The sequence below is a fragment of the Actinoplanes sp. NPDC051494 genome (assembly GCF_044454705.1).
Classification (GTDB): Bacteria; Actinomycetota; Actinomycetes; order Mycobacteriales; family Micromonosporaceae; genus Actinoplanes.
The window spans coordinates 396,513-421,895 of sequence record NZ_JBITDZ010000001.1 but is presented as its reverse complement, the minus strand read 5'-3'; the positions used below and the strand labels follow the sequence as shown (position 1 = coordinate 421,895).

The 25,383-nt window shown below is 71.2% G+C and carries 24 protein-coding genes; 13 read left to right on the top strand and 11 right to left on the bottom strand.

Annotated features, from left to right (window positions below; all coding sequences use genetic code 11):
* Positions 1-157: 157 nt before the first annotated feature.
* Positions 158-2,440 carry a beta-galactosidase gene (locus tag ACIA6A_RS01865; protein WP_396095479.1) on the top strand — a complete coding sequence of 761 codons (2,283 nt, stop codon included), beginning with the start codon at positions 158-160 and terminating at the stop codon, positions 2,438-2,440.
* Between the two features lie 88 nt (positions 2,441-2,528).
* Complete coding sequence (locus ACIA6A_RS01860) at positions 2,529-2,906, top strand: hypothetical protein (RefSeq protein WP_396095478.1); 378 nt, start codon at positions 2,529-2,531, stop codon at positions 2,904-2,906.
* A 5-nt stretch (positions 2,907-2,911) separates the two neighbouring features.
* Here ACIA6A_RS01860 and ACIA6A_RS01855 read toward each other — a convergent pair whose 3' ends face one another.
* From ACIA6A_RS01855 to ACIA6A_RS01845, 3 genes are all read right to left on the bottom strand, one after another.
* Entirely contained in the window at positions 2,912-3,337 is a 426-nt protein-coding gene (locus ACIA6A_RS01855; RefSeq protein WP_396095476.1) for a PPOX class F420-dependent oxidoreductase, read from the bottom strand.
* Between the two features lie 62 nt (positions 3,338-3,399).
* Entirely contained in the window at positions 3,400-7,653 is a 4,254-nt protein-coding gene (locus tag ACIA6A_RS01850; protein ID WP_396095474.1) for a GH92 family glycosyl hydrolase, read from the bottom strand.
* The gene (locus tag ACIA6A_RS01845; protein WP_396095473.1) at positions 7,641-8,060 is read right to left on the bottom strand and encodes a hypothetical protein; all 420 of its coding nucleotides are present in this window, start codon (positions 8,058-8,060) and stop codon (positions 7,641-7,643) included. The genes ACIA6A_RS01850 and ACIA6A_RS01845 overlap by 13 nt, the downstream gene beginning before the upstream one ends.
* 563 nt (positions 8,061-8,623) lie before the next feature.
* On the opposite strand from ACIA6A_RS01845, the gene ACIA6A_RS01840 reads away from it, so the two are divergent.
* Positions 8,624-9,172, top strand: a complete 549-nt coding sequence (locus ACIA6A_RS01840) for a hypothetical protein (RefSeq protein ID WP_396095472.1) — start codon at positions 8,624-8,626, stop codon at positions 9,170-9,172.
* Positions 9,173-9,207: 35 nt separating this feature from the next.
* On the opposite strand, the gene ACIA6A_RS01835 is transcribed toward ACIA6A_RS01840, so the two are convergent.
* Positions 9,208-10,251, bottom strand: coding sequence for a MerR family transcriptional regulator (locus ACIA6A_RS01835; RefSeq protein ID WP_396095471.1), 1,044 nt, complete (start codon positions 10,249-10,251; stop codon positions 9,208-9,210).
* Between the two features lie 189 nt (positions 10,252-10,440).
* Between ACIA6A_RS01835 and ACIA6A_RS01830 the strand changes: the two genes are divergently transcribed.
* The 3 genes from ACIA6A_RS01830 (at position 10,441) to ligD (ending at position 12,958) form a co-directional block, all read left to right on the top strand.
* Positions 10,441-11,478: a LacI family DNA-binding transcriptional regulator gene (locus ACIA6A_RS01830; protein WP_396095470.1), complete on the top strand. Its 1,038-nt coding sequence runs from the start codon at positions 10,441-10,443 to the stop codon at positions 11,476-11,478.
* 150 nt (positions 11,479-11,628) lie between these two features.
* Positions 11,629-11,982, top strand: coding sequence for a hypothetical protein (locus ACIA6A_RS01825; protein ID WP_396095469.1), 354 nt, complete (start codon positions 11,629-11,631; stop codon positions 11,980-11,982).
* Between the two features lie 4 nt (positions 11,983-11,986).
* Entirely contained in the window at positions 11,987-12,958 is a 972-nt protein-coding gene (ligD, locus tag ACIA6A_RS01820; protein ID WP_396095468.1) for a non-homologous end-joining DNA ligase, read from the top strand.
* Here the strand turns inward: ligD and ACIA6A_RS01815 are convergent.
* Genes ACIA6A_RS01815 through ACIA6A_RS01805 form a run of 3 tightly spaced genes read right to left on the bottom strand, consistent with a single transcriptional unit; the run spans position 12,955 to position 15,363 of the window.
* A complete protein-coding gene (locus ACIA6A_RS01815) occupies positions 12,955-14,193 on the bottom strand; it encodes an MFS transporter (protein ID WP_396096426.1) in 1,239 nt (412 codons plus the stop codon). The two genes, ligD and ACIA6A_RS01815, sit on opposite strands and share 4 nt — an antisense overlap.
* Positions 14,190-14,741 carry a winged helix-turn-helix domain-containing protein gene (locus tag ACIA6A_RS01810; protein ID WP_396095467.1) on the bottom strand — a complete coding sequence of 184 codons (552 nt, stop codon included), beginning with the start codon at positions 14,739-14,741 and terminating at the stop codon, positions 14,190-14,192. The genes ACIA6A_RS01815 and ACIA6A_RS01810 overlap by 4 nt, the downstream gene beginning before the upstream one ends.
* Before the next feature lie 46 nt (positions 14,742-14,787).
* The gene (locus ACIA6A_RS01805) at positions 14,788-15,363 is read right to left on the bottom strand and encodes an exonuclease (protein WP_396095466.1); all 576 of its coding nucleotides are present in this window, start codon (positions 15,361-15,363) and stop codon (positions 14,788-14,790) included.
* A gap of 158 nt (positions 15,364-15,521) precedes the next feature.
* Here ACIA6A_RS01805 and ACIA6A_RS01800 point away from each other — a divergent pair, with 158 nt between their 5' ends.
* Complete coding sequence (locus ACIA6A_RS01800; RefSeq protein ID WP_396095465.1) at positions 15,522-16,523, top strand: intradiol ring-cleavage dioxygenase; 1,002 nt, start codon at positions 15,522-15,524, stop codon at positions 16,521-16,523.
* 651 nt (positions 16,524-17,174) lie between these two features.
* Here the strand turns inward: ACIA6A_RS01800 and ACIA6A_RS01795 are convergent.
* The 3 genes from ACIA6A_RS01795 to rnhA are packed head-to-tail and all read right to left on the bottom strand — an operon-like array spanning position 17,175 to position 19,645.
* Positions 17,175-18,344 (bottom strand): epoxide hydrolase family protein, encoded by a 1,170-nt coding sequence (locus tag ACIA6A_RS01795; protein WP_396095464.1) that lies wholly within the window; start codon positions 18,342-18,344, stop codon positions 17,175-17,177.
* Positions 18,341-19,144 (bottom strand): LLM class flavin-dependent oxidoreductase, encoded by an 804-nt coding sequence (locus ACIA6A_RS01790; protein WP_396095463.1) that lies wholly within the window; start codon positions 19,142-19,144, stop codon positions 18,341-18,343. Before ACIA6A_RS01790 ends, ACIA6A_RS01795 begins: the two co-directional genes overlap by 4 nt.
* A gap of 33 nt (positions 19,145-19,177) precedes the next feature.
* Positions 19,178-19,645, bottom strand: coding sequence for a ribonuclease HI (gene rnhA, locus ACIA6A_RS01785; protein WP_396095462.1), 468 nt, complete (start codon positions 19,643-19,645; stop codon positions 19,178-19,180).
* A gap of 209 nt (positions 19,646-19,854) precedes the next feature.
* Here rnhA and ACIA6A_RS01780 point away from each other — a divergent pair, with 209 nt between their 5' ends.
* Positions 19,855-20,769, top strand: a complete 915-nt coding sequence (locus tag ACIA6A_RS01780) for an ATP-binding cassette domain-containing protein (RefSeq protein WP_396095461.1) — start codon at positions 19,855-19,857, stop codon at positions 20,767-20,769.
* Positions 20,766-21,527, top strand: a complete 762-nt coding sequence (locus ACIA6A_RS01775; protein ID WP_396095460.1) for an ABC transporter permease — start codon at positions 20,766-20,768, stop codon at positions 21,525-21,527. The genes ACIA6A_RS01780 and ACIA6A_RS01775 overlap by 4 nt, the downstream gene beginning before the upstream one ends.
* A gap of 17 nt (positions 21,528-21,544) precedes the next feature.
* On the opposite strand, the gene ACIA6A_RS01770 is transcribed toward ACIA6A_RS01775, so the two are convergent.
* The gene (locus ACIA6A_RS01770; RefSeq protein WP_396095459.1) at positions 21,545-21,913 is read right to left on the bottom strand and encodes a hypothetical protein; all 369 of its coding nucleotides are present in this window, start codon (positions 21,911-21,913) and stop codon (positions 21,545-21,547) included.
* Between the two features lie 17 nt (positions 21,914-21,930).
* On the opposite strand from ACIA6A_RS01770, the gene ACIA6A_RS01765 reads away from it, so the two are divergent.
* The 4 genes from ACIA6A_RS01765 to ACIA6A_RS01750 are packed head-to-tail and all read left to right on the top strand — an operon-like array spanning position 21,931 to position 25,041.
* A complete protein-coding gene (locus tag ACIA6A_RS01765) occupies positions 21,931-23,025 on the top strand; it encodes an FAD:protein FMN transferase (protein WP_396095458.1) in 1,095 nt (364 codons plus the stop codon).
* Entirely contained in the window at positions 23,022-23,615 is a 594-nt protein-coding gene (locus tag ACIA6A_RS01760) for a ferric reductase-like transmembrane domain-containing protein (RefSeq protein WP_396095457.1), read from the top strand. The genes ACIA6A_RS01765 and ACIA6A_RS01760 overlap by 4 nt, the downstream gene beginning before the upstream one ends.
* The gene (locus tag ACIA6A_RS01755) at positions 23,612-24,829 is read left to right on the top strand and encodes an NADH-ubiquinone oxidoreductase-F iron-sulfur binding region domain-containing protein (protein WP_396095456.1); all 1,218 of its coding nucleotides are present in this window, start codon (positions 23,612-23,614) and stop codon (positions 24,827-24,829) included. The genes ACIA6A_RS01760 and ACIA6A_RS01755 overlap by 4 nt, the downstream gene beginning before the upstream one ends.
* A complete protein-coding gene (locus tag ACIA6A_RS01750; RefSeq protein WP_396095455.1) occupies positions 24,826-25,041 on the top strand; it encodes a ferredoxin in 216 nt (71 codons plus the stop codon). The genes ACIA6A_RS01755 and ACIA6A_RS01750 overlap by 4 nt, the downstream gene beginning before the upstream one ends.
* Positions 25,042-25,383: the final 342 nt, after the last annotated feature.

The following is a 25,383-nucleotide window of genomic DNA, read 5'->3' as shown; positions in this document are numbered from 1 at the left end:
GCCGCCGGAGAAGGACGTCCGGAGCAGTGCCTGTGACCGGTTACAGTGATCTGTGTTTTCCGTCATGTCAAGGGCTTGCGTCAACCCGGTTAACGCGGTGTATCGTCCGCGCAGTTGCCTGTGACCGGTTACAGGCCCCAAGCGAAGGGAACCTTCGTTGGCGACCGATCACCCCGCGCAGCCGCTCGTCGTACGGCATCACCCGTGGACCGAGCCGCTGCGCCACCCGGCGATGAGCAACGAGCAGGACGTGCGTCCCGGCATCGCGCTGACCAGCCGTTATCTGATCCGGGACGGATCACCGATCATCCCGGTTTCGGGCGAAATGCACTACAGCCGCGTGCCGCGGGACCGCTGGGCCGAACGGCTGCGGCAGATGCGGGCCGGCGGGGTCACCGTCGTGGCCACGTACGTGCTCTGGCTGCACCACGCCGAGCACCGTGACCAGCCGCGCTTCGACGGCAACCTCGACATCGCCGCGTTCGTCGACGAGGTGCACGCCGCCGGGCTGGACATCATCCTGCGCATCGGCCCCTGGGTGCACTCCGAGAGCCGCAACGGCGGGTTCCCCGACTGGGTGCAGCAGGCCCCGGTGCGGCACCGCACCGACGACCCGGCCTACCTCGACCTGGTCCGCGAGTGGTTCGGCCAGCTCGGCGCCGCCCTCGAGGGCCGCGCGTCGCAGCACGGCACGGTGCTCGGCATCCAGCTCGAGAACGAGCTGTACACCGAGCCGCAGCACCTCGTCACGCTCAAGCGGCTGTCGCGCGAGGCCGGCATGTCCGCGCCGCTCTGGACCGCGACCGCGTGGGGCGGCGCCGACCTGCCGCCCGAGGAGGTCCTGCCGCTGTACGGCGGGTACGGCGACGGCTTCTGGGTCGACAGCGACGCCCCGTGGGACCCGTCGTTCCGCGACCACTACTTCTTCTCGCACGTCTGGGACGACCCGGGCATCGGTGCCGACGTGCGCCGCGCGCAGAACATCGCGTCCGCGCAGGGCGGCCCGCGGACGCCGTCCGAGCTCTTCCCGCCGGCCACCTGCGAACTCGCCGGCGGCATGGGTACGGCCTACCACCGCCGTCCGCGCCCCTCCGGCCTGGACACGGCGACCGTCGGCCACAACAAGATCGGCAACGGCTCCGCCTGGCAGGGCTACTACATGTACACCGGCGGCACCAACCCCGCCGGTGATCAGGGCATGCAGGAGTCGCACGCGACCGGCTACCCCAACGACATGCAGCGCCTCGGTTACGACTTCCACGCGCCGATCGGTGAGGCCGGCGTCGCGTCGGACAGCTACGAACTGCTCCGCCGCCAGCACGCGTTCCTGCGCGCGTTCGGCCCCGCGCTCGCCGAGATGCCGTCCAGCCTGCCCGTCGTGGTCCCGGCCGGCGTCGACGACAGTACGACCCTGCGCTGGGCCCTGCGCTCGAACGGCGACAGCGGCTTCCTGTTCCTGTCCTGGCACCAGCCGCACATCCCGCTCGACACCTACCGCGACGCCCAGTTCCAGGTCACCCTCGACGACGACACCACGCTGGTGCTCCCGTCGCGCCCGATCGACATCCCGGTCGGCACCCTGGCCCGCTGGCCGCTGCGGTTCCACGGCCTCGACTGGGTCACCGCCACCGCCCTGACCCTGCTCCCGGGCGACGTCCCGACGCTGGTCCTGACCGCCGAGCAGGGCATCGAGGTCGAGGCGTCGATCGCCGGCACCCCGTTCGCGGTGACGCCCGGGCTCGCCCCGACCCGGGTCGAGACCCCGGCCGGCCCGCTCGACCTGCTGGTCCTGGACGCGGCCACCGCCGCCATCGCCTGGGTCGGCGACGACCGCCTGCTGCTCAGCGCCGACGAGCTGGCCTGGGGTCCGGACGGCCGGGTCACCGCCCGGTCGGCCGAGACACCGACGATCCATGTGTACGACGTGACGGCGCGCGCCTTCACCGATCTCCCGCTCACCCCGCCGGCCGGATCCGGCGCGATCGACCCGGCCGGGACCACGCTGGTGCGGCCGGCCGGCACCGCGGTGCCCGTCGCGTACGGCAAGCACGACGGCCGTCAGTCGGCACCCACGCCGGAGATCTTCGACGAGCTCGCCGCCGTCCACCGGGTGGAACTGCCCGCCTGGGCCGGCGACGCCGGCATGGACGCCCTGGTGGAGATCGACTGGGCGGGCGACATCGCGGAGCTGCGGGTCGACGGCCGGACCGCCACCGACCGCTTCTGGGACGGCACCCGCTGGCTGGTCAACCTGCGGGACGCGGGCTACCGGGCCGGCAGCGACCTCACGCTGCACATCCTTCCGCTGGCCACGGGCTCGACGGTGCACCTCCCGGACGACGCCCACGAGCGTCTGCTGGCCACCGAGGGTCAGCTCCTGGCCGTCGACAGCATCCGGGTCATCGGCCGCCGGGTCTGGCACGAAGCCGCCCGCGGCTGATCTTCCCCGCCTGTCACCGCCCGGCCGGGCTCCCCGTCCGGCCGGGCGTGGCAGGCATCGAGCCTCTTGCGGGGCGTACGGTCGGCGCATGCAGACGCTCCCCGCCGAGACGCTGACCGCCATCGGCCGCATGACCGTGGCCGCCACCGAGCTGGAGCACCTGCTCGCCTGGATCGGCGCGGACCAGGCCGGCGGCGACGCGGCGGCCGTCTTCGCGATCCCCGGCGAACCCCTGCTCGCGGCCCGTGCCTCGGCCGACTTCGCCCCACCGGCCCACCGCGACGAACTGATCCTTTACGTCGAAGCGGCCGGCACCCAGCTCGCCCAGAGCCAGGCCGCACTGCGGGCCCTCTGGCGCGACGACGCCCGCCGTGACCCCGACCTCTTCAACGACATCGCCGGCCGGCTCCTGCGCCACACCGACAACCTGCACGAACTGCTGCGCTCAGCGCTGCCGGCCACCTGAGCCGATCAGCCCACCACCCAGCCGTACAGACGCTCGACCCGCAGGCTGAGCACCAGCCGGCCGTCCGCGACCATCACGCTGCGGTATTCGTCCCAGTCGGGGTGTTCCTTCTTGGCGATCAGGCGGTAGATCTCGACCAGCTCGTCGGCGGTCGCGTCGTGCTCGCCGGCGGCCGGGACCGACAGCGACGCGGTCACCTCGGCCGCCACGTAACCGCCGTTGGCCGGCCCGACACGGATCGACGCGCGCGGGTCCCGGCGCAGGTTGTGCACCTTGGCCAGCGTGGCCCGGGTCGAGATCCGCAGGGTACGGGTGTCCGGGCCGGCGGTGTAGTTGACGTCGGAGAGCTGGGGGCGCCCGTCCTTCTTGATGGTCGCCAGCGTGCAGAGATCGGTCGCTTCGATCGCGTTCCACAGATCGTCATCAGACATCTGCACACAGTAGAACGCCGCGGCCCCCTGGTGTGGGGACCGCGGCGTTCGTACCCGGGAGATCAGAGCTTGGCGCACTGACCCAGGCGCGGGCCGCTCACCCTGGTGGGCAGGCCGTTGTTGACCGGTGCCGGCTGGTTGCCGGCGCAGGTCAGCACCCCGTTGATGGAGCCGGCCGCGACGGTGGTCGCGGTCGTGTTGGCCAGCAGCGTGACCGGGCCCTTGACGGTGGAGTTCTCCAGCTGGACCGGACCCGAGCCGGTCACCGTGACCGGGCCGGTGATCGTGCTGGACAGCACCGACACCGTGCCCGCGCCGGTCGCGGTGACCGCCGCGCGCAGCGTCGCGCCCCGCACGTACAGTGAGGCACCCCGGGTCACCGAGATCGCGCCGGTGACCGTCGAGCCCTCGGTGACGCAGGTGACGCCGGACTTCACCGTGAGCGCCCCGACCGTCTTGTCGGCGATCGTGGTGGTGCAGGCCGGGGCCGGCTTGCCGAGCAGTTCGACCTCGGCCAGCGTGGTGGTGGCCTCACCGGTGTTGGCGGTGACGTCGAGCTTGTACTGCGAGTACCGGCCCGGCTTGGCGATCTTGAACGGCCTGGTCTGCAGCCGCCAGTCGAACGTCTGCGCCATGCGCTCGTCGATCGTCGTCCAGGTGGTGCCGTCGTACGAGCCGGACAGCTTCCACGCCTTCGCGTCGCCGGCCACCGCACCCGAGGTCAGGGTGTAGTAGTCGGCCTGCTCGCCACCGCCGGCGAACCGGTACGTCCACGACGGGGTCGCGGTCGGGAAGACCACCCGGGTGGCCGACGTGTCGTCCACCAGCGCCGGCTCCGACGCGGTGCCCTTGCCCGTCCCGGTCAGGTCACGCAGCGGGTTCGCCACCGCGTCACCCTTGGTCAGCGACGGCGGCGCCGCGTCCTTGCCGGTGCCCCACGTCGACGGCTGCGGACCCATCGCGAAGTCCAGCGTCGCACCCTTGGCCAGCAGGTCGTGCGGCAACGACGTCGACGTGTACGCCTTCCCGTTCACCTTCAGCGACTGCACGTACACATTCTTGGCGCTGTTCTTCGGGGCGTTGACCACGATCTTCTTGCCGCCGCCGAGGTTCACGGTCGCCTTGGTGAACAGCGGCGACCCGATCGCGTACGCCGGGTTGCCCATCTGCAGCGGGTAGAACCCGAGCGCGCTGAAGATCTGCCACGCGCTCATCTCGCCGTTGTCCTCGTCGCCCGGGTACCCCTGGCCGATCTCGCTGCCCAGGTAGAGCCGGGACAGCGCCTCGCGGACGGTGGCCTGCGTCTTCGACGGCTGACCGGCGTAGTTGTACATGTACGGGATGTGGTGCGACGGCTGGTTGCTGAAGCCCCACTGACCCATCCGGACGTCGCGTGCCTCGAGCATCTCGTGGATCGTGCCGCCGTACGAGCCGGGGAAGTTCGCCGTCTCCGGCGTCGAGAAGAACTCGTCCAGCTTGCCGGCCAGCGCGTCCTTGCCGCCGTACAGGTTGGCGAGGCCCTGACCGTCCTGCGGCACGTGGAACGCCATGTTCCAGCCGTTGGTCTCGGTGTAGTCGTAACCCCAGACCCGCGGGTCGTACGTCTCCGGGGTCCGGCGCCAGTTCCCGGCGGTGTCCTTGCCCTGGAAGAACTCCACGGACGGGTCGAACATGTTCACGTAGTTGAGCGCGCGGTTCTTGAAGTACTCCGCCTGCTCCTTGTACTCGGCGGCCTTCGGGCCACCCTTCTTCGCGAGCGCCTCGGCCATGTTGGCGATGCCGAAGTCGTTGATGTAGCCGTCCATCGCCCAGGACATGGCCTCGCCGGTGGCGTCGCTCGGCGTGTACCCCTTGAAGATCGAACTGCCCAGCGCCTTACGGCCGACATTGTCGTTGGGCGGGGTCACGGTCGCGTTCTTCACCGCGGCCTCATACGCCTCTTCCGCCGGGATCCCGGGTACGCCCTTGAGGTACGCGTCCGCGAAGGCGACGTCGGAACTGGTGCCGACCATGAGGTTGGCGTACCCCGGTGCGGACCACCGGGAGATCCAGCCGCCGTCGCGGTACTGCTGCACGAACCCGTCGACCATCTCGCCGGCCTCGGCCGGGGTGAGCAGGGAGTACGCCGGCCAGGTGGTGCGGTACGTGTCCCAGAAGCCGTTGTTCACGAACACCTTGCCGTCCTTGACCGGTGCCCCGGTCTGCGTCGGCGTGCTGGCCGGGCTGGTCACCGCGGACTGCACGGTGTGCTTGAAGACCGGGCTCGCGGCGGTGCCGGTGTTCTCGTACGCCGAGTTCGGGTACAGGAACAGCCGGTACAGGTTGGAGTACAGCGTGACGAGCTGGTCCTCGGTCGCGCCCTCCACCTCGACGGTCTTCATCTTGGCGTCCCACGCGGCCCGCGCGGCGTCGCGCACCGACGTGACGGTGGCGTCGGCGGCGAGTTCCAGCTCCAGGTTGTGCTTCGCCTGGTCCACACTGATCAGCGACGTGGCGATGCGCATCGACACGGTCCTGTCCGCGCCGGCGTCCACCTTGACGTACCCGGTCGACGGGCGGTTGCCGCTGGGCAGCATCCCGCTCGCGGTGATCGGGGCGTCGACGGTGGCGTACATGAACATCCGGGTCCACCCGGCGGACAGGCTGCCGCTGTTCACGTCGGACCAGCCGCTGACCGCGTTTTTCGCCGCGTCGATGGTGAGCCCGGCGTTCTCGTTCACGTTGTCGAAGATCAGGTTGCCGCTCTCACCGGGGAACGCGAAATTGAACAACGCCGCGTGGTCGGTGGGGGCGAACTCCGTCTTCAGCCCGTTGTCGAACGTCACGCCGTAGTAGTACGGCTTGGCGACCTCGTTCTCGTGCCCGAAGGCGAGCGAGCGGGCGGTCCGGTCCGCGTCCGGCGTGTCGGGGGCGGTCGACGGCATGACCTGGAACGTCTGCCGGTCACCCATCCACGGGCTGGGCTCGTGGCTGGTCGAGAACGCCTGCAGCGTCGGCCGGTTGTCGGCGTTGTTCGCCCGGTGGTATTCGTACAGCCAGCTCGTGGTGCCGGCGTCGGTCACCGGGGTCCAGAAGTTGAAGCCGTGCGGCACCGCGGTCGCCGGGAAGTTGTTGCCCCGCGAGAAACCACCCGAGGACTGCGTGCCCCGGCGGGTCTCCGCGTACTCGGCCAGGTGGGCCCGCGGCTTCGCCTTCGCGACCGGGGCCAGCGTGATGTCGTCGAACCACGCCCGGAAGCTGGAGCTCTCCGTGCCGTCCGGCTTGTCGTACGCGACCAGGATCCGGTCGACGGTCTTGCCCTTCGCGACGTCACCGATCCGCGCGACCCGCTTGTTCCACTGCGAGGTCAGCAGCGTGTTCGACGTACCCTGCGCGGTGGGGCTGACCACGATGCCGTTCGTGTCCTTGGCCCCGAGCTGGGAGAGATACGTCCCGTCGGTGAACGCCAGGTCCACCGCGGTGTACGTGGCCGGGTTGCTCGCGTCCCGGCGGTTGAACTCCGGGAACACCAGGTAGGACAGCTCGGTGTCGGCCTTGACCGCCACATCGACGTCGAAGACCTTGTTGTACGAGTACCCGCGCCCGTCCGCGACCTGGCGCCCGGAGATCTGCAGCGCCTTGAGGCCGGTGTACCCGACCCCGGACTTCGCCGTCGGGGAGCTGGCCGGCCCGTTGCCGATCCGGCTCCTCACCGGCCCGCCGGCATCCTCCGGGGTGGTGTTCGCGTCGGCCAGGTCCAGGTCGGCGAGCTGGGTGAGGTTGCCGGAGGGGTGCCCGGTGATGTTCAGCCGGTAGATCAGGAACGATCCCGGATTCGCCACCGAGTACGTTTTGGTCTGGAACCGCGCGCTGAACGTCTGCCCGGCCTGCGTGTCGACCGTGGTCCACGTGGTGCCGTCGGCCGAACCCTCCAGGGTCCAGTCCCGCGGGTCCCGCTGGGCGGCGTCGTTGGCCGAGGTCAGCGCGTAGCTGATGACGGTGGCCGGGGCGTCCAGCGTGTACTGCGCCCAGCTCGTCGGCGTGTCGACCAGCCACTTCGAGTCAGGATTGTCGTCGTTGAGGTTGTTCACACCCTCGTTGCTGTTGGGCTCACGGTTCGCCGCGACGGCGACGACCCGCTCGTAGAGGCTGCCCGGCAGGCCATGGGTGAACACGCCGTCGACGCCGCCACTGCGGTCGCCGTCGACGGTGTCGGTCCAGGCCGGCTGCGGGTCGGCGGCCTCGAACGACGACGCGAACGAGGTCGCCGACGCCGCCTGGGCCGCGCCACCGGGGGTCGCGGCCGCAGCCGTGGCCGCCAGGCTCACGGATAACATTGCGACACTCCATCGTGGCCGATGCATGCCGTCTCCTTGTCGCAGGACGTGGGGTTACGCGGGGTGTTGCGCGGGTGGGGAAACATCCGCGACACATCGTCATCGCTAAGTACATCGATCCGCAAGGTCTCGACCGCACACGATCGCGCATTTATGACATCGATGTCAGTCATCCCTCTCCACTCCTTGCGTCCTGCTTTCACCGGGCATATGGTCGAGGCCTGTGACCGCACCCATGTGCGATCTTGTGCACTTCCCACGCGCCCGTCCCACGCGCCCTCAGTGCGGCCGACGATCACCAGCCGCACCTGGCCCCGCGCCCGCAGCTTCGCGCCGGCGAGGCTGGTTCGGATCACCAGCGTCCAGCCGATATCCTCATGCGACAGTCCGCGCGACCGCCACACCATCTTGAACTCCCGCCGCTGCCGCTCCCGCCGCTGCCGCTCCCGCCGCTCCCGCCGCTGCCGCTCCCGCCGCTGCCGATAGTGCCCACTCGCTGCTCATACCTGTTCGCCGCAGCTCCGGGACCCGCGGCGGCGGGCATCATGCTTCTGTCCACCTGCTGCTACTTCCGCCCGTCGCCGCCAGCCGGTGCGCGACCGCCCCACGACCCGCTGGGCAATGCTGGGGGAGGGCGGCGGCTCCCCGGCCGCCACGATCCGCACGGCAGGTCAAGGCCAGTGCGGCCCTGCGGCCCTGCGGCCCTGCGGCCCTGCGGCCCCGATGCTCGGCAACGCCACCCTGCGCGACGACAACCTCTTGAGGTAGATCTCCGACGTGGCGAGAATGACCACCCGGCCGACGATCCGTGAGGACGCTCCGGAATGCCTTGTCGACAGGCGTTCGGGTGTCCCTCAGCTTCAGCCCTCGAGCCGTCCGCGCCGCTTGACAGCCCACCCCCTCGAACCTTGTGCACTCGCGTGGACTACAGGCCTGTTCCCCTCGGTGCGGACCGTTTTAAGGTGGGCTGGTGACCGACGTGGACACCCCCGCCACCGTGCTGGCCCGATTCGCCCGCTCCCCGCTGCGTCCCGGTCTCACCGCCGCTGAGCTGGACGCGGTCGAGCAGGAGTTCGGCTTCTCCTTCGCCGATGATCACCGGGCCCTGCTGGCGGCGGCGCTCCCGGTCGGCCGCGGCTGGCCGGACTGGCGGGACGGCGATCGTGACCAGCTCCGCGAGAAGCTGGCCATGCCGGTCGAGGGCGTGCTCTTCGACGTGGCCGAGAACGGTTTCTGGTATGCCGGGTGGGGCGCCCGCCCAGCGGCGCCGGCCGCAGCGGCGACGGTGGCCCGGGGCTTCCTGCTCACCACCCCGCGGCTGATCCCGGTCTACTCCCACCGGTACCTGCCGGCGGGCCGGGGCACCCAGGGGCATCCGGTCCTGTCGGTGATGCAGACCGACGTGATTCTCTACGGTCCGGACCTGGCCGGTTACCTCAAGCACGAGTTCGGTGGTGAGCGCCCTTCCCTCGACGGCGTCCGGGCGACCGTGCCCTTCTGGCGTGACCTCGTCCGATAGAGCCCCGGCGGGCGCGTGGTGGTTGACCAGCGTGTTCATACCGGCACGACATCCGCGACGACACAGCCGATGTTGTCGGGCGCACCTGCCTCGTAGGCGGCGGCGATCAGCCGGTCGACCGCATGCTGAGGGTCGCCCCCGGCCAGCAGGCCGGCCAGCTCCGGCACCACTGTCCACAGCCCGTCGGTGCAGAGCAGGTAGCGGTCGCCGGCCAGCGCGGTCCGCAGGGAGAGGTCGGCCTCCCCGGAGGAACCGAGCGCCCGCACCAGTAACGGCCGTTGGGGGTGGCCCGCCGCCTCATCCGCACGTAGGGCACCGGTGTCGACGAGCTGCTGCACGTAGCTGTGGTCGTCGGTGAAGCGCGACAACTCGCCGCCACGCAGCAGGTAGGCCCGGGAGTCGCCGATGTGGGCCACCCCGACCCGGCTGCCGGACCAGACCATGGCGGTGAGTGTGGTGATCGCCTGTTCGTCGCCGTCCCCGCCGGACAGAACCCGGACCGCCGCGTCGGCATCCTGCATCCCGCGCTCCAGCACCCCCAGCGGTGAGGAGGCCGGGGTCGCGGCCCGGAACGCCTCGATCGCCGCGGCGGCGGCCCGGTCGCCACCCGGGCCGGCGCCGTCCGCCACCGCGAGCAGGGTGCTGCCCGCCCAGGCCTGGTCCTGGTCGGTGTCGCGGACCTTGCCGATCGAGCAGCCGGTGGCGAACCGCAGGCCGAGGGTGGGGTTGTGCTCGCTCATCGGTGCTCCCTTGCCGGTCAGATAGTCGGTGACGAATGTCGCCAGCCGGTCGCGGGCGGCGAGCTCCGCGGCGGCCTCGGCCATGAACCTCCGGACCGCGGTCGCCGCCTCGGCACCGGGCATCTCGGCGATCGCGCGGATCCGGGCCAGCGGCATCTCGAGCCGGCGCAGCCAGGCCAACAGCCGCGCACGGTCGAGTTGCGCCAGGTCGTAGTAGCGGTATCCGGTCTCGGAGTCGACCGCGGCGGGCGGCAGCAACCCCAGCTCGTCGTAGAGCCGTAGTGCCTTGGGCGACAGCCGTGCCGCCCGGGCGAACGCTCCGATGGTCACCAGGTCCATGCGGAGAGCCTCATCCCTGCCCCAGGGGCCGAGTCAAGTCGCGGCGAAGGACAAAAGCGCGCCGGGGAGGAAGGACGCCTATCGGATGGATTCGGGCGTCGATCGCTGAGCGCGAGCGGACATCGATGTCATACTGCTGTCCCTTGCACGTACTCACTACCCGCACCGCCATGCAGAATCCGGAGCACCATGTCCGCATCCCGGCCCGCCGAGGGTTCCTTCGACCCGGCGGGGCGCCAGCCCACCCTGACCCAGGTCGCGGCCCTCGCCGGAGTCAGCCTCAAGACGGCTTCCCGGGCGCTGAACGACGAGCCGAACGTCGCCGAGGCCACCGGCCGCCGGGTTCGCGAGGCCGCGGACCGGCTCGGGTACCGGCTCAATGGCATCGCGCGCGAGCTCCGGCGCGGGGCGACCTCCGCGCTGGTCGGGCTGATCAGTGGCGACCTGACCAACCCGTTCTACTCGGCGGTGGCCAGCGGCATCGAGCGGGAGCTCCGCCAGCACGGGTTGCAGCTGGTGACGGCCAACAACGACGAGGACGCGGATCTGGAACAGGCGCTGGTCGACGCGTTCCTGCAGCGCCGCGTACGAGCCCTGCTGGTGGTGCCGAGCGGTGAGCGGCACGATTTTCTGGCGATCGAGGGCAACCGCGGGGTGCCGTTCGTGTTCCTGGACCGGCCGCCGGACGGCGTGGACGCGGACACCGTCGTGATCGACAACGCGGGTGGGGCCCGGGCGGCCGCTGAGCATCTGCTGGGTGGTGGGCACCGGCGGATCGCGCTGATCGCGGACCTGGAGCGCAAGGCGCCGCAGCGGGGCCGGATCGACAGTTTCGTGCAGTCGATGGAGTCGGCCGGTAACGATGAGTGGCGGCCCTATCTGCGGACCGATGTCCATGATGTGCACCGCGCGGAGGAGACGGTCCGGGATCTGCTGGCGCTCGATCCGCCGCCGACCGCGCTGTTCACCACGAACAACCGGCTGACCACCGGCGCGTTGCGGGCGTTGCGGGGACGCACCGACCAGCCGGCGCTCGTGGGCTTCGACGATTTCGACCTCGCCGACGTGATCGGCACGACAGTGGTGGCGCACGACGCTGTCGCCATGGGGCGGGAGGCGGCGCGGCTCGCCCATGAGCGGATCAGTGGTTATCGCGGCCCCGCCCGTACCGTGACCATCTCGACCACCGTGATCCCGCGCGGCAGCGGGGAGCGACCACCCGCCTGAGGCGGATTGTGCCGGATCGGCGCGGCGGGCGGCGCTGCGAGCTGCGGCAACGTCCCCTAAAGTGCTAGGGGCTGTGGTGGAAGTGGAGCCGCGCCTCGCCTCGACGCCACTTCCAGAACAGCCCCTAGCCGTGACGTTGGAGTACCCGTTGTGACACTGGAAATCGAACGGCCCGCCGATGTCGAGCGGCCCATCGTGCGCAGGACCGCCGAGGACGTCCGGGCTGACCGCCGCGCTGCCGCCCGCCGCCACCAGGCCGCCCTGCATGTGGTGGCGGTCACCCTCGCGTGGCTGGTCTGTGTGCCGCTCGTCCTCGGCTGGGGGGTGCTCGGTCCGCAACGCCAGGACGGGGTGGTTCTGTTCGCCGCGCTGCTGGCCGTCGTGATGCCGTTCACCGCGGCGGTGATCGCGACCCGCAGCGGGTTGTACTTCACCGGTGGGTGTTACGTGGTGCTGACCCTGGCCATGATCGTCCCCGCGGTCAGCGTGGTGCAGGCAGGATGAGGGTATGGCGGCCGAGAAGGAAGAGCGTGACGGCGTACCCCTGACCAATCTGGACCAGGAGCTCTTCCCGGATGCCGGGGTGAGCAAGCGGGAGCTGGTCGACTATCTCGACGCGGTCCGGGAGCGGATCGTCCCGGTGTTGCGGGACCGGCCGCTGTCGGTGATCCGGGTGCTGCGTGGCCAGGACCGCTTCATGCAGAAGAATCTGCCGAAACACACCCCGGAGTGGGTGCCGCGGACGACGGTCTGGGCCGAGGCGTCGCACCGTGAGGTGACCTATGCGCTCTGCAACGACCGCCGGACCCTGCTGTGGTTCGCCAACCAGCGCGCGGTCGAGTTCCATCCCACGCTGATGACGGTGGCCGACCATGATCACCCCACCCACCTGATCATGGACCTGGACCCGCCGGAGGGCGGCGACTTCGCGCTCGCGGTGGCCGCGGCCCGGCTGGTCCGGCGGGCGCTCGCCGACGTGGGCCTGGACGGAGCGGTGAAGACCAGCGGCGCGAAGGGCCTGCACGTGTTCGTCCCGCTCGACGCAAGCGCGCAGACCGGGGATGTCGCGGCCGCGACCAGGGCGGTCGCGGCCCGGGCCGAGCGCCTGGATCCGGAACTGGCCACGACCGCGTTCATCCGCGAGGACCGGCACGGCAAGGTCTTCCTCGACGCGACACGATCCGGTGGGGCGAGCGTGGCGGCCACCTACAGCCCGCGGGCACGACCGGGTCTGCCGGTCTCCTTCCCGGTGGGCTGGGACCGGCTCGGTGACATCAGGCCCACCGATTTCACCGTACGGACGGTGCCCGCGATTCTCGGCGACAGCGACCCGTGGGCGGAGTCGATGCCGGCGCCGCAGAGCCTCGACGCCGGCCTGATCGAACACGGGCACACCATCCCGGTCGCCCGGGTCGCGGCCATGCACGAGGGCAAGCGGCGGGCCCGGGCTAAACGGGCGGCGCAGGACGGGGCCGGCTAACCGGCCAGGGCGACGTCCGCCCGGCTCCGGGGCAGGTCACGACGCCCACGGAAGGGGCCGAGCAGGATGATCAGGCCGCTCACCGCGTACCCCAGGGTCATGATGGTGATCGCGGCCCGAACGCCGAAGGCGGTCGCCGCCGCGCCACCCAGCACGGCCCCCACCGGGATCGCGCCGAGGTTGACGAACTGCATGCCGGTCACCACCCGGCCGAGCAGAGCGGCCGGGCAGTAGGCCTGCCGGAAGCTGCCGGCGAGCACGTTGCCGGCGATCACCCCGAAGCTGACGCCGACCATGCCGGCGACGAACAGGACGAGCCCGGCGCCGGGGCGGGTCAGCGGCACGAGCAGGGCGGCGACGCCGGCGAAGACCTTGCAACCGACGATCGTACGGGCGGCGCCGAACCGGCCGGCCAGTCCGGGCGCGGCGGCCGCGGCGCCGATCCCGCCCAGCGCGGTGATCGACAGGAGGACCCCGACCGCGGTGGTGCTGAGCCCGACCTCCCGCACGAGGAACACGATGAGCAGCGCGTTCATGCCGGTGAGCAGCAGGTTGGCGGTCGCGCCGTGGATCGTGAGGTTGCGCAGGTAGCGGTCGTGGGCCAGCCAGCGCACGCCGGTGACGATGTCGTGGCCGATGCTCGTGCCCCGGACCACCTCGGGCCGGCGTTCCGGCCGCGGGATGCGCCACAGGAAGAACGCCGAGATCAGGAAGCTGACGGCGTCCACCACCAGCCCGGCGACCGCGGAGACGGCCGCGATCAGCGCGCCGCCGAGCGCCGGGCCGGCGACCTGCGCGGCCGACTCGGTGCCCTGCAGGATCGCATTCGCGCCGACCAGTCGTTCCTTGTCGAACATCGCCGGAAGGTACGCCGTCCAGGCGACCGTGAAGAACACCGAGGCGACGCCGAGCAGCATGGCCACGGCGAGCAGGTGACCCATGGTGAGCAGGCCCAGCCAGGCGGCGACCGGCACACTGATCACCACCCCGGCGGCGCACAGATCACTGGCCAGCATCACCGGGCGGCGTGCGACGCGGTCGATCCAGGCGCCGGCGGGCAGGCCGATGACCAGCCACGGCAGCCAGGCCGCGGCGGTGAGCAGACTGACCATGAACGCGCTCGCATCGAGGACCTGCATCGCGATCAGGGGCGTGGCGATCGTGGCGACCGACGTGCCGAACTTGCTGACGGTCATGCCCGCCCACAGGTTCCGGAACGCCGGGTCGCCGGTCAGGGCCGTCCGGGGAACCCCCGGCTCATGAAGAACACCGGTTCCCGTTCGGGGGCCGGCGGCCGGTTCGCGTACTGATTCATCAGCTCCTGGACCTTCTCGCCCAGCTCGGCGAGCTCCGCCGGGCTCAGACGCAGGAAGCTGTCGGTCGAAAACGCGGTGGACACCCATGGTTCCTCCTTGGCTGCGGGGCTGCCGATCCAGGTGGTGGCGAGTTCGACCTGTCGCTGCAGGCCGAGGGCCACGGCGGTGTCGGCGGCCGCGAGATCCGCGGCGTCCCCGGCGAAGTCGGCGACCGACCAGGTGATCGCCTGGTCGGGCATGCGCCACCAGTGCTCCTTGCGGTTGCGGGCGAGCTCGGGCGCTTCCTCGATGAGCCCGGCTCCGGCGAGAACCCGCAGGTGGTGACTGATGTTGGCGACCGCCTGACCGGTCACCCGGGCCAGCACGCTCGGCATGGAAGGGCCGTCGACCCGCAGGACATCAAGAAGCCTTCGGCGTACGGGATGAGCGACCGCCTTGAGCACGGCGGCGTCCTTGATCTGTGCCATGCCTCCACTGTGGCATGGTTAAGAGATGTTGCGCAACAGCTCTTTACTAAACGCCGGTCCACTCGGCGATGTTGCAGAACAGCTCCGCCTGCTCGAGCGCGTCATCAAGCGCGTGATGGGTGTGCTTCCCCGTCGGCTTCAGGTGCTCCGGCATCGAACGCTTGCCCACACCGCGGATCGGCACGTGGGCCTTCTGCGCGTACAACGTCTTGATGTCGAGGTGCGCCGAGTGCCCGAACGGCGAACCGCCGGTGAAACGGACCTGATACCAGTACGTGAACATCCAGTCGAAGCCCAGCGGATACCCCACGAACACCGGCCGGGCCCGGTGCCGGCCGGCCATCTCCTCGATCCAGGCGACGTTCTCCGCCATGGCCCGCGCCGGTGCCGCCCCGGTCCGCGCCAGCGCCGCCCGGTCCAGCCCGCTCACGGCCAGCGCCGCGGGCACGAAATCCGGTGAGATCGGCTGCAACTCCCGATAGAACGTGGCCGGCTCCACCCGCGCGAAGACGTTGCCGTCGAACGTCGCGGCGACCGCCATTCCGAGGGACAGCATCGAGTACGGACCCGGGATCGGGCCGTCCGCCTCGATATCGGTGGAGATGTAAAGGTCAATCGGCACGCGGGCGATCCTAGGGCCGTTCACAACTGCGGGGGAACATATTTCACTCTCCCGGTTCGTCCCTTTCCCCTCATTTACCCTCCACATGGACATCACAGGCCGCACACAGCGGGCGCCGGTTTGCTGGTTGCAATCCGTTCTCGAGGGAAGGCGACACCATGCAGGAGCCCGAAACCAACGCCGCGTACGTACGCCGGGTGCACGACAAAGGTTTGGCCTTCGACCTGCGCACGATGTCCCGCCGCCGCCTGCTCGCCGGCCTGGGCGGGGTGGGAGCGATGGCCCTGGTGGCAGCCTGCGGCACCGACTCGGACACCGCGTCGCCCAGCAGCAGCAGCAGCGCCACGTCGGCGAGCGGCTCGCTCACTGAGGTCGAATCGGAGACGGCTGGACCGTACCCCGCGGACGGCTCGAACGGCCCGGACGTGCGAACGCTCGACGGAATCGTCCGCAAAGACATCCGCACGTCGTTCGGCGACGCCAGCGGAACGGCCGAAGGCGTTCCCCTCGAATTCTCCCTCGTGGTCCAGGACCTCACCGGAGCACCGGTCACCGGGGCGGCGGTCTACGCCTGGCACTGCGACCGGGACGGCAATTATTCGCTCTACTCGGAAAGCATTGCCAAGGAAAACTACCTCCGCGGCATCCAGGAAACCGACGACACCGGAACGGTATCGTTCACGAGCATCTTCCCGGCCTGCTACACCGGCCGCTGGCCGCACATCCACTTCGAGGTCTACTCCTCGCTGGAGAACGCCACCAGCGGCGACGGCCCGATCGTCAAGACCTCCCAGATCGCCATCCCCGAGGACGCGGCGGACGCGGTCTACGAGACCGACGGCTACAGCAAGAGCGTGTCCAACATGAGCCAGGTCTCCCTCGCCACCGACAACGTCTTCGGCGACGATTCGGCAGCCACCGAACTCGCCACGATGACCGGCAGCGCCACCGAGGGCTACCAGGCCACACTCACGATCGCGGTGGACCCGGGCGGCGAGGAAACCGGAGGCGGAAACGCCCCCGGAGGCGGCGCGCCCCCGTCCGGAGCCCCCGGCGGTGACGGAACCCCGCCCTCCGGAGCTCCCGGCGGAGGTGGCACGCCCCCGTCCGGCGGCCCCGGCGGAGGCGGAACCCCGCCGTCCGGAGCCCCCACCAGCTGACCCACCACCGCACAGGCTGGCCGGCCAGGTGTCCGTCGCCCGGCCGGCCACCCGGGCAGAGGTCTCATCCGGGTTCCGATCCCGTCCCGGCCGAACCATCCAGGTCGACCGATCGTGGTACGTCGAAAAGTCGATAGCTACCGATCAATGCCCCTCGCACAATCGGACACATGACCGCGCCCGGCGACGAAGCCCTCATGATCACGCTGCTGGCAACCTTCACCGCCTGCACGGGCTACGCAGCCGGCCGCCTGCACCAATGGCGCCGGTCCCTGGCGGACCGCGAGGATGCCTATCGCGACGGCTACGACGAAGCGACCCACAACGTCTTCTCCATGGCAGCCCGCATAGCCTCCCCCCACCGCGCCACACCCACCCCGGCACCCAGTCATGCGCCGGCATCCACCCCAATGGCGGCACCTTTGCCCGCGTCAGGAGTTGGGCCGGGTCCGCGGTCGGCGCCGCTGCCGCAGGTCGCAGGTGCTGCGGGTGGGCGCCATCATGTGCCTGATGAGCTGGTCGAGGCGGCGACCTATCGGCTGCCGCCGGACCGGGTTGCCCGGGCCAAGGTTCCGGGATCGGAGCTGCCTTCCGCGGGGCCGGACCAGGACTCGGGCGGGTCCGCTCGGGCCGAGGGTTCGCGGGCCGCTGTCACGCAGCCGGTGGTGCCTCGTCCGCGGACGCCGGCTCGGAACTCGAAGATCTGAGGGCCGGGTTCCGCAGAGCTCGGAAGCAGGCCCGCACCTCCTCGACGAAGAGGTCCGGCTGCTCGAACGCGGCGAAGTGGCCGCCCCGGGCCGGCTCGCTCCAGTAGCGGATGTCGGTGAAGCGTTTCTGGGCCCAGCGGCGGGACGGGCGGGGATTCTCCCTCGGGAAGATCGTGCAGCCGGTCGGCACGGTGATCTCGTCGGTCGTGCCGATCCGGAAGCGGGCCTGGACGTCGCGGAAGCTCTCGCGGTAGAGCCGGGCCGCGGACGCGCCGGTGCCCGGCAGCCAGTAGAACATCAGGTTGTCGAGCAGGTCGTCGTCGGTGAGCGGGTTGCCGTCGGTCCAGGCCTCGAATTTCTCGATGATCCATGCGCAGAGGGCCGCGGGGGAGTCGACCAGGGCGTACCCGATGGTCTGGGGTCTGGTGGTCTGTTGCAGGGAGTAGGCGTCGCCGTCCTGGCCCGCTGTCTCGAGGTCGTCGAGGGCGGCCCGTTCGCCGGGGGTGAGATCGTCGAGGGTCGCCGGGTCCGGGGCGACCAGCGGCGGGGTCAGGTGCAGGCCGATCACCGATTCCGGGAACTGCTGGGCGATGCTGGTGCTGACGCTGGTGCCCCAGTCGTGGCCGCTCGCCGCGAAACGGTCGTAGCCGAGCCGTCCCATCAGGGTGGTCCACGTGCGGGCGATGCGTTCGACCGTCCAGCCGGCGGTGGTGGGCTTGTCGCTGAAACCGTATCCGGGCAGGGACGGGCACACGACGTGGAAGTCGGCGGTGAGCGGCTCGACGACCCGGGCGAACTCGACGATCGAACCCGGCCAGCCGTGGGTCAGGATCAGTGGGGTCGCGTCCGGGTCGGCTGATCGCGCGTGCACGAAGTGGATCCCGAGGCCGTCGATCTCGGTACGGAACTGCGGCAGGCGACCGAGCCGGTGTTCGGTGGCCCGCCAGTCGTAGCCGTCCGCCCAGTAGGCGCACAGCGCGCGCACCCGGTCGAGGGGCGGGCCCTGCTCCCACCCCGCGGTGGTGGCGGGCTCGGGCCATCGGGTCCGGTGCAGGCGGTCGCGCAGGTCGGTGAGCTGGTCGTCGGTGGCCCGGAGCTCGAACGGGGTGATCATGCCGGCGGGCCCGCGGCGATCCGGTCGCGGATCTGCCGCATCCGCTCGGGGCTGTGGTGCGGCAGCTCCCAGCGTGTCTCGAGCCACCAGGTGCAGCCCGCCTCGGCCCAGGGAGCGACCTGGGCCCGGGCCGCCACCGGATCGTCCGCCGGGGTCTCGCCCTCGGTCAGGACGTCGAGGCCGGGTGCGGCGTCGTGGTCGGTCAGCCACGCGCGCAGCGCACGGGCGTCATCGGGGGTCTCGAGGCCCTGGGGGATGACGCCGTCGCAGCGCAGTGCGCGGCGCAGGGATTTCGGCCGGGGCCAGGCCGCGACCACCCAGATCGGGATGTGCTCCTGCACCGGCGCGCCGACCTCGGCCAGGTCCGGGCGGGCGACGTCGTAGTCGTAGTGCGGACCGTGATGGCTGGTGCCGCCGGCCCAGAGGGCCCGCAGGAGATCGATGCCGTCGTCCATCATCGCGGCGCGCTCGCGCAGGTCGGTGACCTCGCCGGTGTCCGGGAGGTCGGTGGCCGTCGCGCCCACGCCGATGCCGAGGATCGCCCGGCCGCCGGACAGCTGGTCGACGGTCGCGACCTGGCTGGCGACCTTCCACGGGCGCCGCCAGGGCAGCGGCGTCAGCATCGTGCCGAGCCGGATCCGGCTCGTGAGCGTCGCCATCGCCGCGAGCAGGCTCCAGGCGTCCACGCCGGACGCTGCCTCCCATACGAAGACGGCGTCCCAGCCGGAACGCTCCGCGAGGACCGCTTGCTCGACCTGCTCGGGCCCGGTGCCGCCGGGCAGAACCACCCCGTACTTCATGCCCGCGAGATTAGCCGCGGGGTCCGACATTTTTCAGACGCGCGCCGAGGCCAGGGCTTCCTGCAGGCCACGGGCGGCGAGGCGGTCGGCGCGCTCGTTCTCGGGGTGGCCGGCGTGTCCTTTGACCCAGTGCCACTGGACGTCGTGGCGCTGGACCGCGGCGTCGAGCAGCTTCCAGAGGTCGACGTTCTTCACCGGCTGCTTGGCGGAGGTCTGCCAGCCGTTGGACTTCCACTTGGGCAGCCACTTCGTGATGCCGTCGCGTACATAGATGCTGTCGGTGTAAAGACGGACCGGCAGCGGAGCGCGGGTGAGGCTCTCCAGGGCGCGGATCGGCGCCATCAGTTCCATGCGGTTGTTGGTCGTCGAGGTGGCCTCGCCGCCGCAGAGGTCCTTCTCGCTGGTTCCCCAGCGCAGCACGGCGCCCCAGCCGCCCGGTCCCGGGTTCGGCGCGCAGGAGCCGTCCGTGTAGATCTCCACCGTGGTGAGCGCGCCCGTCATGGCGAGCACCCTAACGGATCTGAAGTGTCAGGCCGCCGGACCGGTGACCTGCGTGACGTTGCAGGTCCTCGGGGGGAACCGGGTTCCGGTCCGGCGGCCTGCCCCCGCAAACTGGGTTTGGGAGCGCTCCCACGGGCTAGCTTAGCGGTAAAGAGCGGTCTCGGCCACACCCCGGCCGGTACCCGCGGGACGGCAAGTACAGTTTCGGCATGCTTGAGAACGCCGTCGAGGTGCGGGACGTCGTCGTCAAGTACGGCGAGGTGACCGCGGTCGACGGGGTCTCCCTGTCGGTCCCGCGCGGATCGATCCTCGCCCTGCTCGGCAACAACGGCGCCGGAAAGACAAGTCTGCTCCAGGTCTGCGAGGGTTTCCGCGGCCCGGACGACGGTTCCGCGCGGGTGCTCGGCCTCGATCCGATCGCCGACCACGACGCGCTGATGCCACGGCTCGGCATCATGCTGCAGTCCGGTGGCGTCTATCCCTGGGCCACGGCCGGGGAGATCCTGCGGCTCTTCGCCTCCTACTCCGCGAATCCGCTCGATGTGGACATGCTCCTCGACCGCCTCGGCCTGCGGAAGTTCGCCAAGACCCGGTTCCGCCGGCTCTCCGGTGGCGAGCAGCAGCGGCTGTCGCTCGCGGTGGCCCTCGTCGGCCGTCCCGAGCTGGTCTTCCTCGACGAGCCCACCGCCGGCATGGACGTCGGGGCCCGGCAGACGACCTGGGAGCTGGTCGACAGCCTCCGCTCCGACGGCGTCTCGGTGCTGCTCACCACCCATCTGCTCGACGAGGCCGAGAGCCTCGCCGACCAGGTCGTCATCATGGACAACGGCGTGGTCGCCGCGACCGGCACGCCCGCCGAACTCACCGCCGCCGCCGGGATCGACCTCCTTCAGGTACGAGCGGAGCCCGGGCTCCCCATCCCGGGGCTGGCCGCCCTCCTTGACGCCAAGGTCATCGAGGAGGGTCCGGGCGAGTATGTGATCGCCGGTGCCCTGGACACGGACTCCCTGGCCGAGGTGCTCGCCTGGTTCGCCCGGGCCGGTGCGCAGGTCACCGCCGTGAACACCCGCAGGCGCACGCTCGAAGACGTCTACCTGGCCCTGACCGCGGGAGCGACCCGATGACCGCCGGCACCTTCACCCCCGCCCCGGGACGCGCTCCCATGCGCGCGATCCTCAAGAGCCAGATCCGGATGGAGCTGGTGCTCACCGCCCGCCGCGGTGAGGCCGTGGTGCTGGCGATGGGTGTGCCGCTGCTGGTGCTGCTCGGCGCCGGGCTCACCCGGGCCACCAACGTGCCCTCGGACGACCGGCTCGGCTATGTGGTGCCCGGGGTGCTGGCCCTGACCGTCATGTCCACCGCTTTCACCGGCCAGGCGATCACCACCGGGTACGAACGCAGCTACGGCGTGCTCAAGCGGCTCGGCGCCTCGCCGCTCACCCGCCCCGGCCTGCTCTTCTCGAAGACCGCGGCGATCCTCGCCCTGGTCGGCCTGCAGATCCTCGCGCTCGGCCTGGTCGGCGTGGCGGTCGGCTGGCGCCCCGGCCTCGCGCACCTGCTGCCGGCCGTCGGCGTGACCGTGCTGGCCACCGCCGCCTACTGCGGCTTCGCGCTGCTCATCGCCAGTCTGCTGCGGCCCGAGACGGTGACCGCCGGGGCGACCCTGATCTACGTGCTGATGCTGGCCGCCGGCGGGATCATGTTCGCCGCGCCCGATCTGGGCCCGGCCGGGCACTTCCTGCTGCCGCTCGCGGCGCACGCCCAGGCGCTGCGGGACACCCTCACCGACGGCACCGCGGTGCCCGGGTCGATCTGGCTCAGTCTCACGCTCTGGGCCGTGGCCGGCCTGACGCTGGCCGCCCGCAAGTTCCGCTGGGAGTAACCACCCACAGGAACCCCTCAGGGCAGCCACAGGGCTGAGAGAGGTCGCTGCCGCACATTTGTTGAGTCGTCAACGAATGAGGGAGGCGATCCGATGGACCGGGACACAGCTCTTCGCCGCACCACGGCGATCACCGGGGTGTTCGTGGCTGCCGGGATCGCCGGCACGCTGGCCGTGGGCATGGCAGCGGCCCAGGCCGCGACGACCACCAGCACGGGTACGGACTCGAGCAGCACCGACTCGACCAGCTCCGGCAGCGGCGGTTCGGCGAGCACGGACAGCAGTTCGGGCAGCAGCTCGGACAGCAGCAGTTCGGGCAGCGGCACCTCCGGCAGCAGCGACTCGCCGCAGCTCTCCAGCGGTGGCAGCGACGCCGGCCAGGCCACGTCGGGCGGGTCCTGACATGCCGCTCGTCGAGACGCTGCCGGTCGGCGCGGACACCGCGCAGTGGCCGGTCTGGGGCACCACGGCCCGGATCGTGGTCACCGACCCGGCCGCCGTCGACGCCGCCGCCGAGCTGGTGCGCGCGGAACTCGCCGCCGTCGACGAGGCGTGCAGCCGCTTCCGCCCGGACTCCGAGCTGCGCGCCGCCTGCCGGACCGGCGGTCGCCCGGTGACGGTCTCACCGCTGCTGGCCGACCTGGTCGCGGCCGCGTTGGAAGCCGCCCGGCAGACCGGCGGCGCCGTCGACCCGACGGTCGGCGCGGCTCTGTGCGGCCTCGGCTACGACCGCGATTTCGCCGCGATCACCGGGGTCGGCTTCGACCGTGATTTCACGGCGCTCCCTGGCGTGGGGCGCGACCGTGACGGCATCGCGATCACCGGGGTCGGGTACGACCGTGATTTCACGGCGCTTCCCGGCGTGGGGCGCGACCGTGACGGCATCGCGATCACCGGGGTCGGGTACGACCTGGACTTCGCGGCTGTCACCGGGCGACGGGTCGCGGCGGCGGTGCGGGTCTTTCCGGCGCCTGACTGGCGGGCCGTCGTGCTCGAGGGTGAGCGCCTGACCGTGCCGGACGGGGTGCTGCTGGACCTCGGCGCCACCGCGAAGGCGGCCGCCGCGGACCGGGCCGCCGCCCGGGTCGCCCACCGGCTCGGCGTCGGCGTGCTGGTCGCGCTCGGCGGGGACATCGCCACCGCCGGGGCCGCTCCGGACGGCGGCTGGCGGGTTCTCGTACGGGACCGGCCCGGTGACCCGGACTGTGTCGTCCGGCTGCCGGCCGGGGCGGCGCTGGCCACCTCCAGCACCGCCGCCCGCACCTGGGGACGTCCCGGCGAGCTGCTCCACCACATCGTCGACCCGCGGACCGGCACGCCGGCGCGCCCGGTGTGGCGTACGGTCTCCGTCGCCGCGTCCACCTGCCTGCGGGCGAACACGTTGAGCACCGCCGCCGTCGTCCGTGGCCGGGACGCCCCGCGGCTGCTCGACGGAACGCCGGCCCGCCTGGTCACGCCGGATCTGGACGTGGTGCGCCTGGGCGGGTGGCCGGCATGACCGACGCGCTCTGGTATTTCGGCCGGGGGACCGGACTGGTCTCGCTGGTCCTGCTCTCCGTGGTGGTCGCGCTCGGCGTCGGCGCCCGGTCCGGCCGGACCGCGTTCGGCCTGCCCCGCTTCGCGGTCAACCTGCTGCACCGCAACGCCGCGCTCCTGGCGGTGGTCTTTCTGGCCGGGCACGTGCTCAGCCTCTACTTCGATCCGTACGCGCAGCTGCGGTTCTTCGATCTGTTCGTGCCGTTCGGCGGGGCCTATCGCCCGTTCTGGCTCGGTCTGGGCACCGTCGGCCTCGATCTGATCGTCGCGCTGGTCGTCACCAGTCTGCTGCGCCGCCGGCTCGGGGCGCGGGCCTGGCGGGCGGTGCACTGGCTGGCCTATCTGTGCTGGCCGGTGGCCGTCCTGCACGGCCTGCAGACCGGCTCGGACGGCGGTACGTGGTGGTTGCGCACCGTCACGGCGGCCTGCGCCGCTCTGGTCATCGCCGCCGTCGTCTGGCGCCTCACCCCCGCCTTCGCCCGTTTCCCCGGCCGCGCGCCCCGGCGTCAGCCCCGGTCCGCCTCGCGGCGTGAACTCCAGGAGATCCGATGAGCATCGTGGACACGCTGCCCATGGTCGGCCGGCGGCTGCTCGCCGGTTCCACCGACGGGCGGCTCGACGAACACCTGCGCCGGTACGGCCGGCCGCCGCGCCTGGACGGCCCGCGGCTGGTGGGGCTGTTGCGTGCTGCCGGGCTCACCGGTCGTGGCGGCGCGGGGTTCCCGACCTGGCGCAAGGTGGAGGCCGTGCTCCGCGCCGACGGCGTCGCGGTGGTCGTGGCCAACGGGTCGGAGGGGGAGCCGGCCAGTGGAAAGGACCGGGCGCTCCTTTCGTACCAGCCGCATCTGGTTCTTGACGGCCTGCAGCTTGCCGCCGGAGCCCTCGGCGCGCGTCAGGCCCATGTCTATGTCGCCGCGGCCGCGGCTGCCGGGGTGCGCGCCGCCCTGGACGCGCGGCGTGGCGCCGGGTTGGATCCCGTCGCGGTGACGGTGACCGTCGCGCCGGACCGGTTCGTCGCGGGGGAGGAGTCAGCCGTGGTCAATGCCGTCTCCGGGCGGCCCGCGGTGCCCTCGGACAAGTGGGTGCGGGTCACCGAGGCGGGGGTCGGTGGTGCGCCCACGCTGGTGCAGAACGTCGAGACCCTGGCTCACCTGGCGCTGATCGCCCGCTTCGGACCGGACTGGTTCCGCGAGGCCGGGACGCCCGGCGAACCGGGTACGTTCCTGGCCACCGTCAGTGGCGCGGTCCACGCCCCGGGGGTGTTCGAGGCCGGCTACGGCGTCCGGCTGGGTGACCTGATCGATGCGGCCGGGGGGCCCGCCGAGCGGTTGCGGGCGGTGCTGATCGGCGGCTATCACGGCGGTTGGGTGCCGGCCCGGCCCGACCTGGAAATCAGCCGCGCCGGGCTGGCTGCCTACGGCGCGACGCCCGGGGCGGGCATCGTGCTGGCGCTGCCGGCCGGCGTCTGCGGGCTGACCGAGACCGCGCGGATCGCCGGATACCTCGCCGGGCAGGTCGCCGGGCAATGTGGTCCGTGCGTGAACGGCCTGCCCCGGCTGGCGACCACCCTGGGCGATCTGGCCGCCCGGCGGTTGCGGCCCGGGTTGACCGCCGAGGTGGAACGGCTCGCTGTGCTGGTGAGCGGGCGCGGGGCGTGCCGGCATCCCGACGGCAGCGTGCGGATGATCCGGAGTGCGATGCGGACATTCGAGGAGGAGGTCGCCGCGCATCTGGTGGGGCGTTGTGTGGCGGAGGAAGCGCGATGAGCGAAAACAGACTTCACATCGACTGGACCGCCTGCGACGGACGCGGGCTGTGTGCCGAGTTGCTGAACGAGATCCTGATCGAGGACGAGTGGGGTTACCCGCTCGCCCGCAGCGGCGAGACCGCCCCCACGGTGCCGGAACCGCTGCGGAAGAACGCTCGCCGGGCGGTGGACCGCTGTCCCGCTCTCGCATTACGCCTCGTCAATAGCTGATTTCCCATCGGGCCGGTCTTTTTTCACTATGGTGAAGAAAGACCGGCCTTAATGATCTCTCTCGGTCGGGAGCGCTCCCATATGGATCGTGGAAAACTGAGAGTGAACTGGAAACTCGCTCGGAATGGCCTCCGGCAAGCAGCAATATTGACGCGTGTCAAGTACGCAGTGGCGCGGAGACTTGCCGCTGCCGAATGGTCACGTCCTGTGCCGACAGTGGCGGTGCACAATGTTTCGTATCGAAGATCACAACTCCCCCTGTCGTAGTCGGCCGGCGGCACTGTGTTAGCGTGCTGAGTCGCGTACCGCACCAGCCGGACATATCGCTGGGCCGTATGCCAC

Bases quoted from the DNA above. Each gene is read 5' to 3' on its own strand.
- ACIA6A_RS01860 (WP_396095478.1), top strand. From the start codon at position 2,529: ATGCAGACGCTCCCCGCCGAGACGCTGACCGCCATCGGCCGCATGACC.
- ACIA6A_RS01855 (WP_396095476.1), bottom strand. From the start codon at position 3,337: ATGTCTGATGACGATCTGTGGAACGCGATCGAAGCGACCGATCTCTGC.
- ACIA6A_RS01850 (WP_396095474.1), bottom strand. From the start codon at position 7,653: ATGTTATCCGTGAGCCTGGCGGCCACGGCTGCGGCCGCGACCCCCGGT.
- ACIA6A_RS01845 (WP_396095473.1), bottom strand. From the start codon at position 8,060: ATGGTGTGGCGGTCGCGCGGACTGTCGCATGAGGATATCGGCTGGACG.
- ACIA6A_RS01835 (WP_396095471.1), bottom strand. From the start codon at position 10,251: ATGGACCTGGTGACCATCGGAGCGTTCGCCCGGGCGGCACGGCTGTCG.
- ACIA6A_RS01830 (WP_396095470.1), top strand. From the start codon at position 10,441: ATGTCCGCATCCCGGCCCGCCGAGGGTTCCTTCGACCCGGCGGGGCGC.
- ligD (WP_396095468.1), top strand. From the start codon at position 11,987: ATGGCGGCCGAGAAGGAAGAGCGTGACGGCGTACCCCTGACCAATCTG.
- ACIA6A_RS01810 (WP_396095467.1), bottom strand. From the start codon at position 14,741: ATGGCACAGATCAAGGACGCCGCCGTGCTCAAGGCGGTCGCTCATCCC.
- ACIA6A_RS01800 (WP_396095465.1), top strand. From the start codon at position 15,522: ATGCAGGAGCCCGAAACCAACGCCGCGTACGTACGCCGGGTGCACGAC.
- ACIA6A_RS01795 (WP_396095464.1), bottom strand. From the start codon at position 18,344: ATGATCACCCCGTTCGAGCTCCGGGCCACCGACGACCAGCTCACCGAC.
- ACIA6A_RS01790 (WP_396095463.1), bottom strand. From the start codon at position 19,144: ATGAAGTACGGGGTGGTTCTGCCCGGCGGCACCGGGCCCGAGCAGGTC.
- rnhA (WP_396095462.1), bottom strand. From the start codon at position 19,645: ATGACGGGCGCGCTCACCACGGTGGAGATCTACACGGACGGCTCCTGC.
- ACIA6A_RS01780 (WP_396095461.1), top strand. From the start codon at position 19,855: ATGCTTGAGAACGCCGTCGAGGTGCGGGACGTCGTCGTCAAGTACGGC.
- ACIA6A_RS01775 (WP_396095460.1), top strand. From the start codon at position 20,766: ATGACCGCCGGCACCTTCACCCCCGCCCCGGGACGCGCTCCCATGCGC.
- ACIA6A_RS01765 (WP_396095458.1), top strand. From the start codon at position 21,931: ATGCCGCTCGTCGAGACGCTGCCGGTCGGCGCGGACACCGCGCAGTGG.
- ACIA6A_RS01760 (WP_396095457.1), top strand. From the start codon at position 23,022: ATGACCGACGCGCTCTGGTATTTCGGCCGGGGGACCGGACTGGTCTCG.
- ACIA6A_RS01755 (WP_396095456.1), top strand. From the start codon at position 23,612: ATGAGCATCGTGGACACGCTGCCCATGGTCGGCCGGCGGCTGCTCGCC.
- ACIA6A_RS01750 (WP_396095455.1), top strand. From the start codon at position 24,826: ATGAGCGAAAACAGACTTCACATCGACTGGACCGCCTGCGACGGACGC.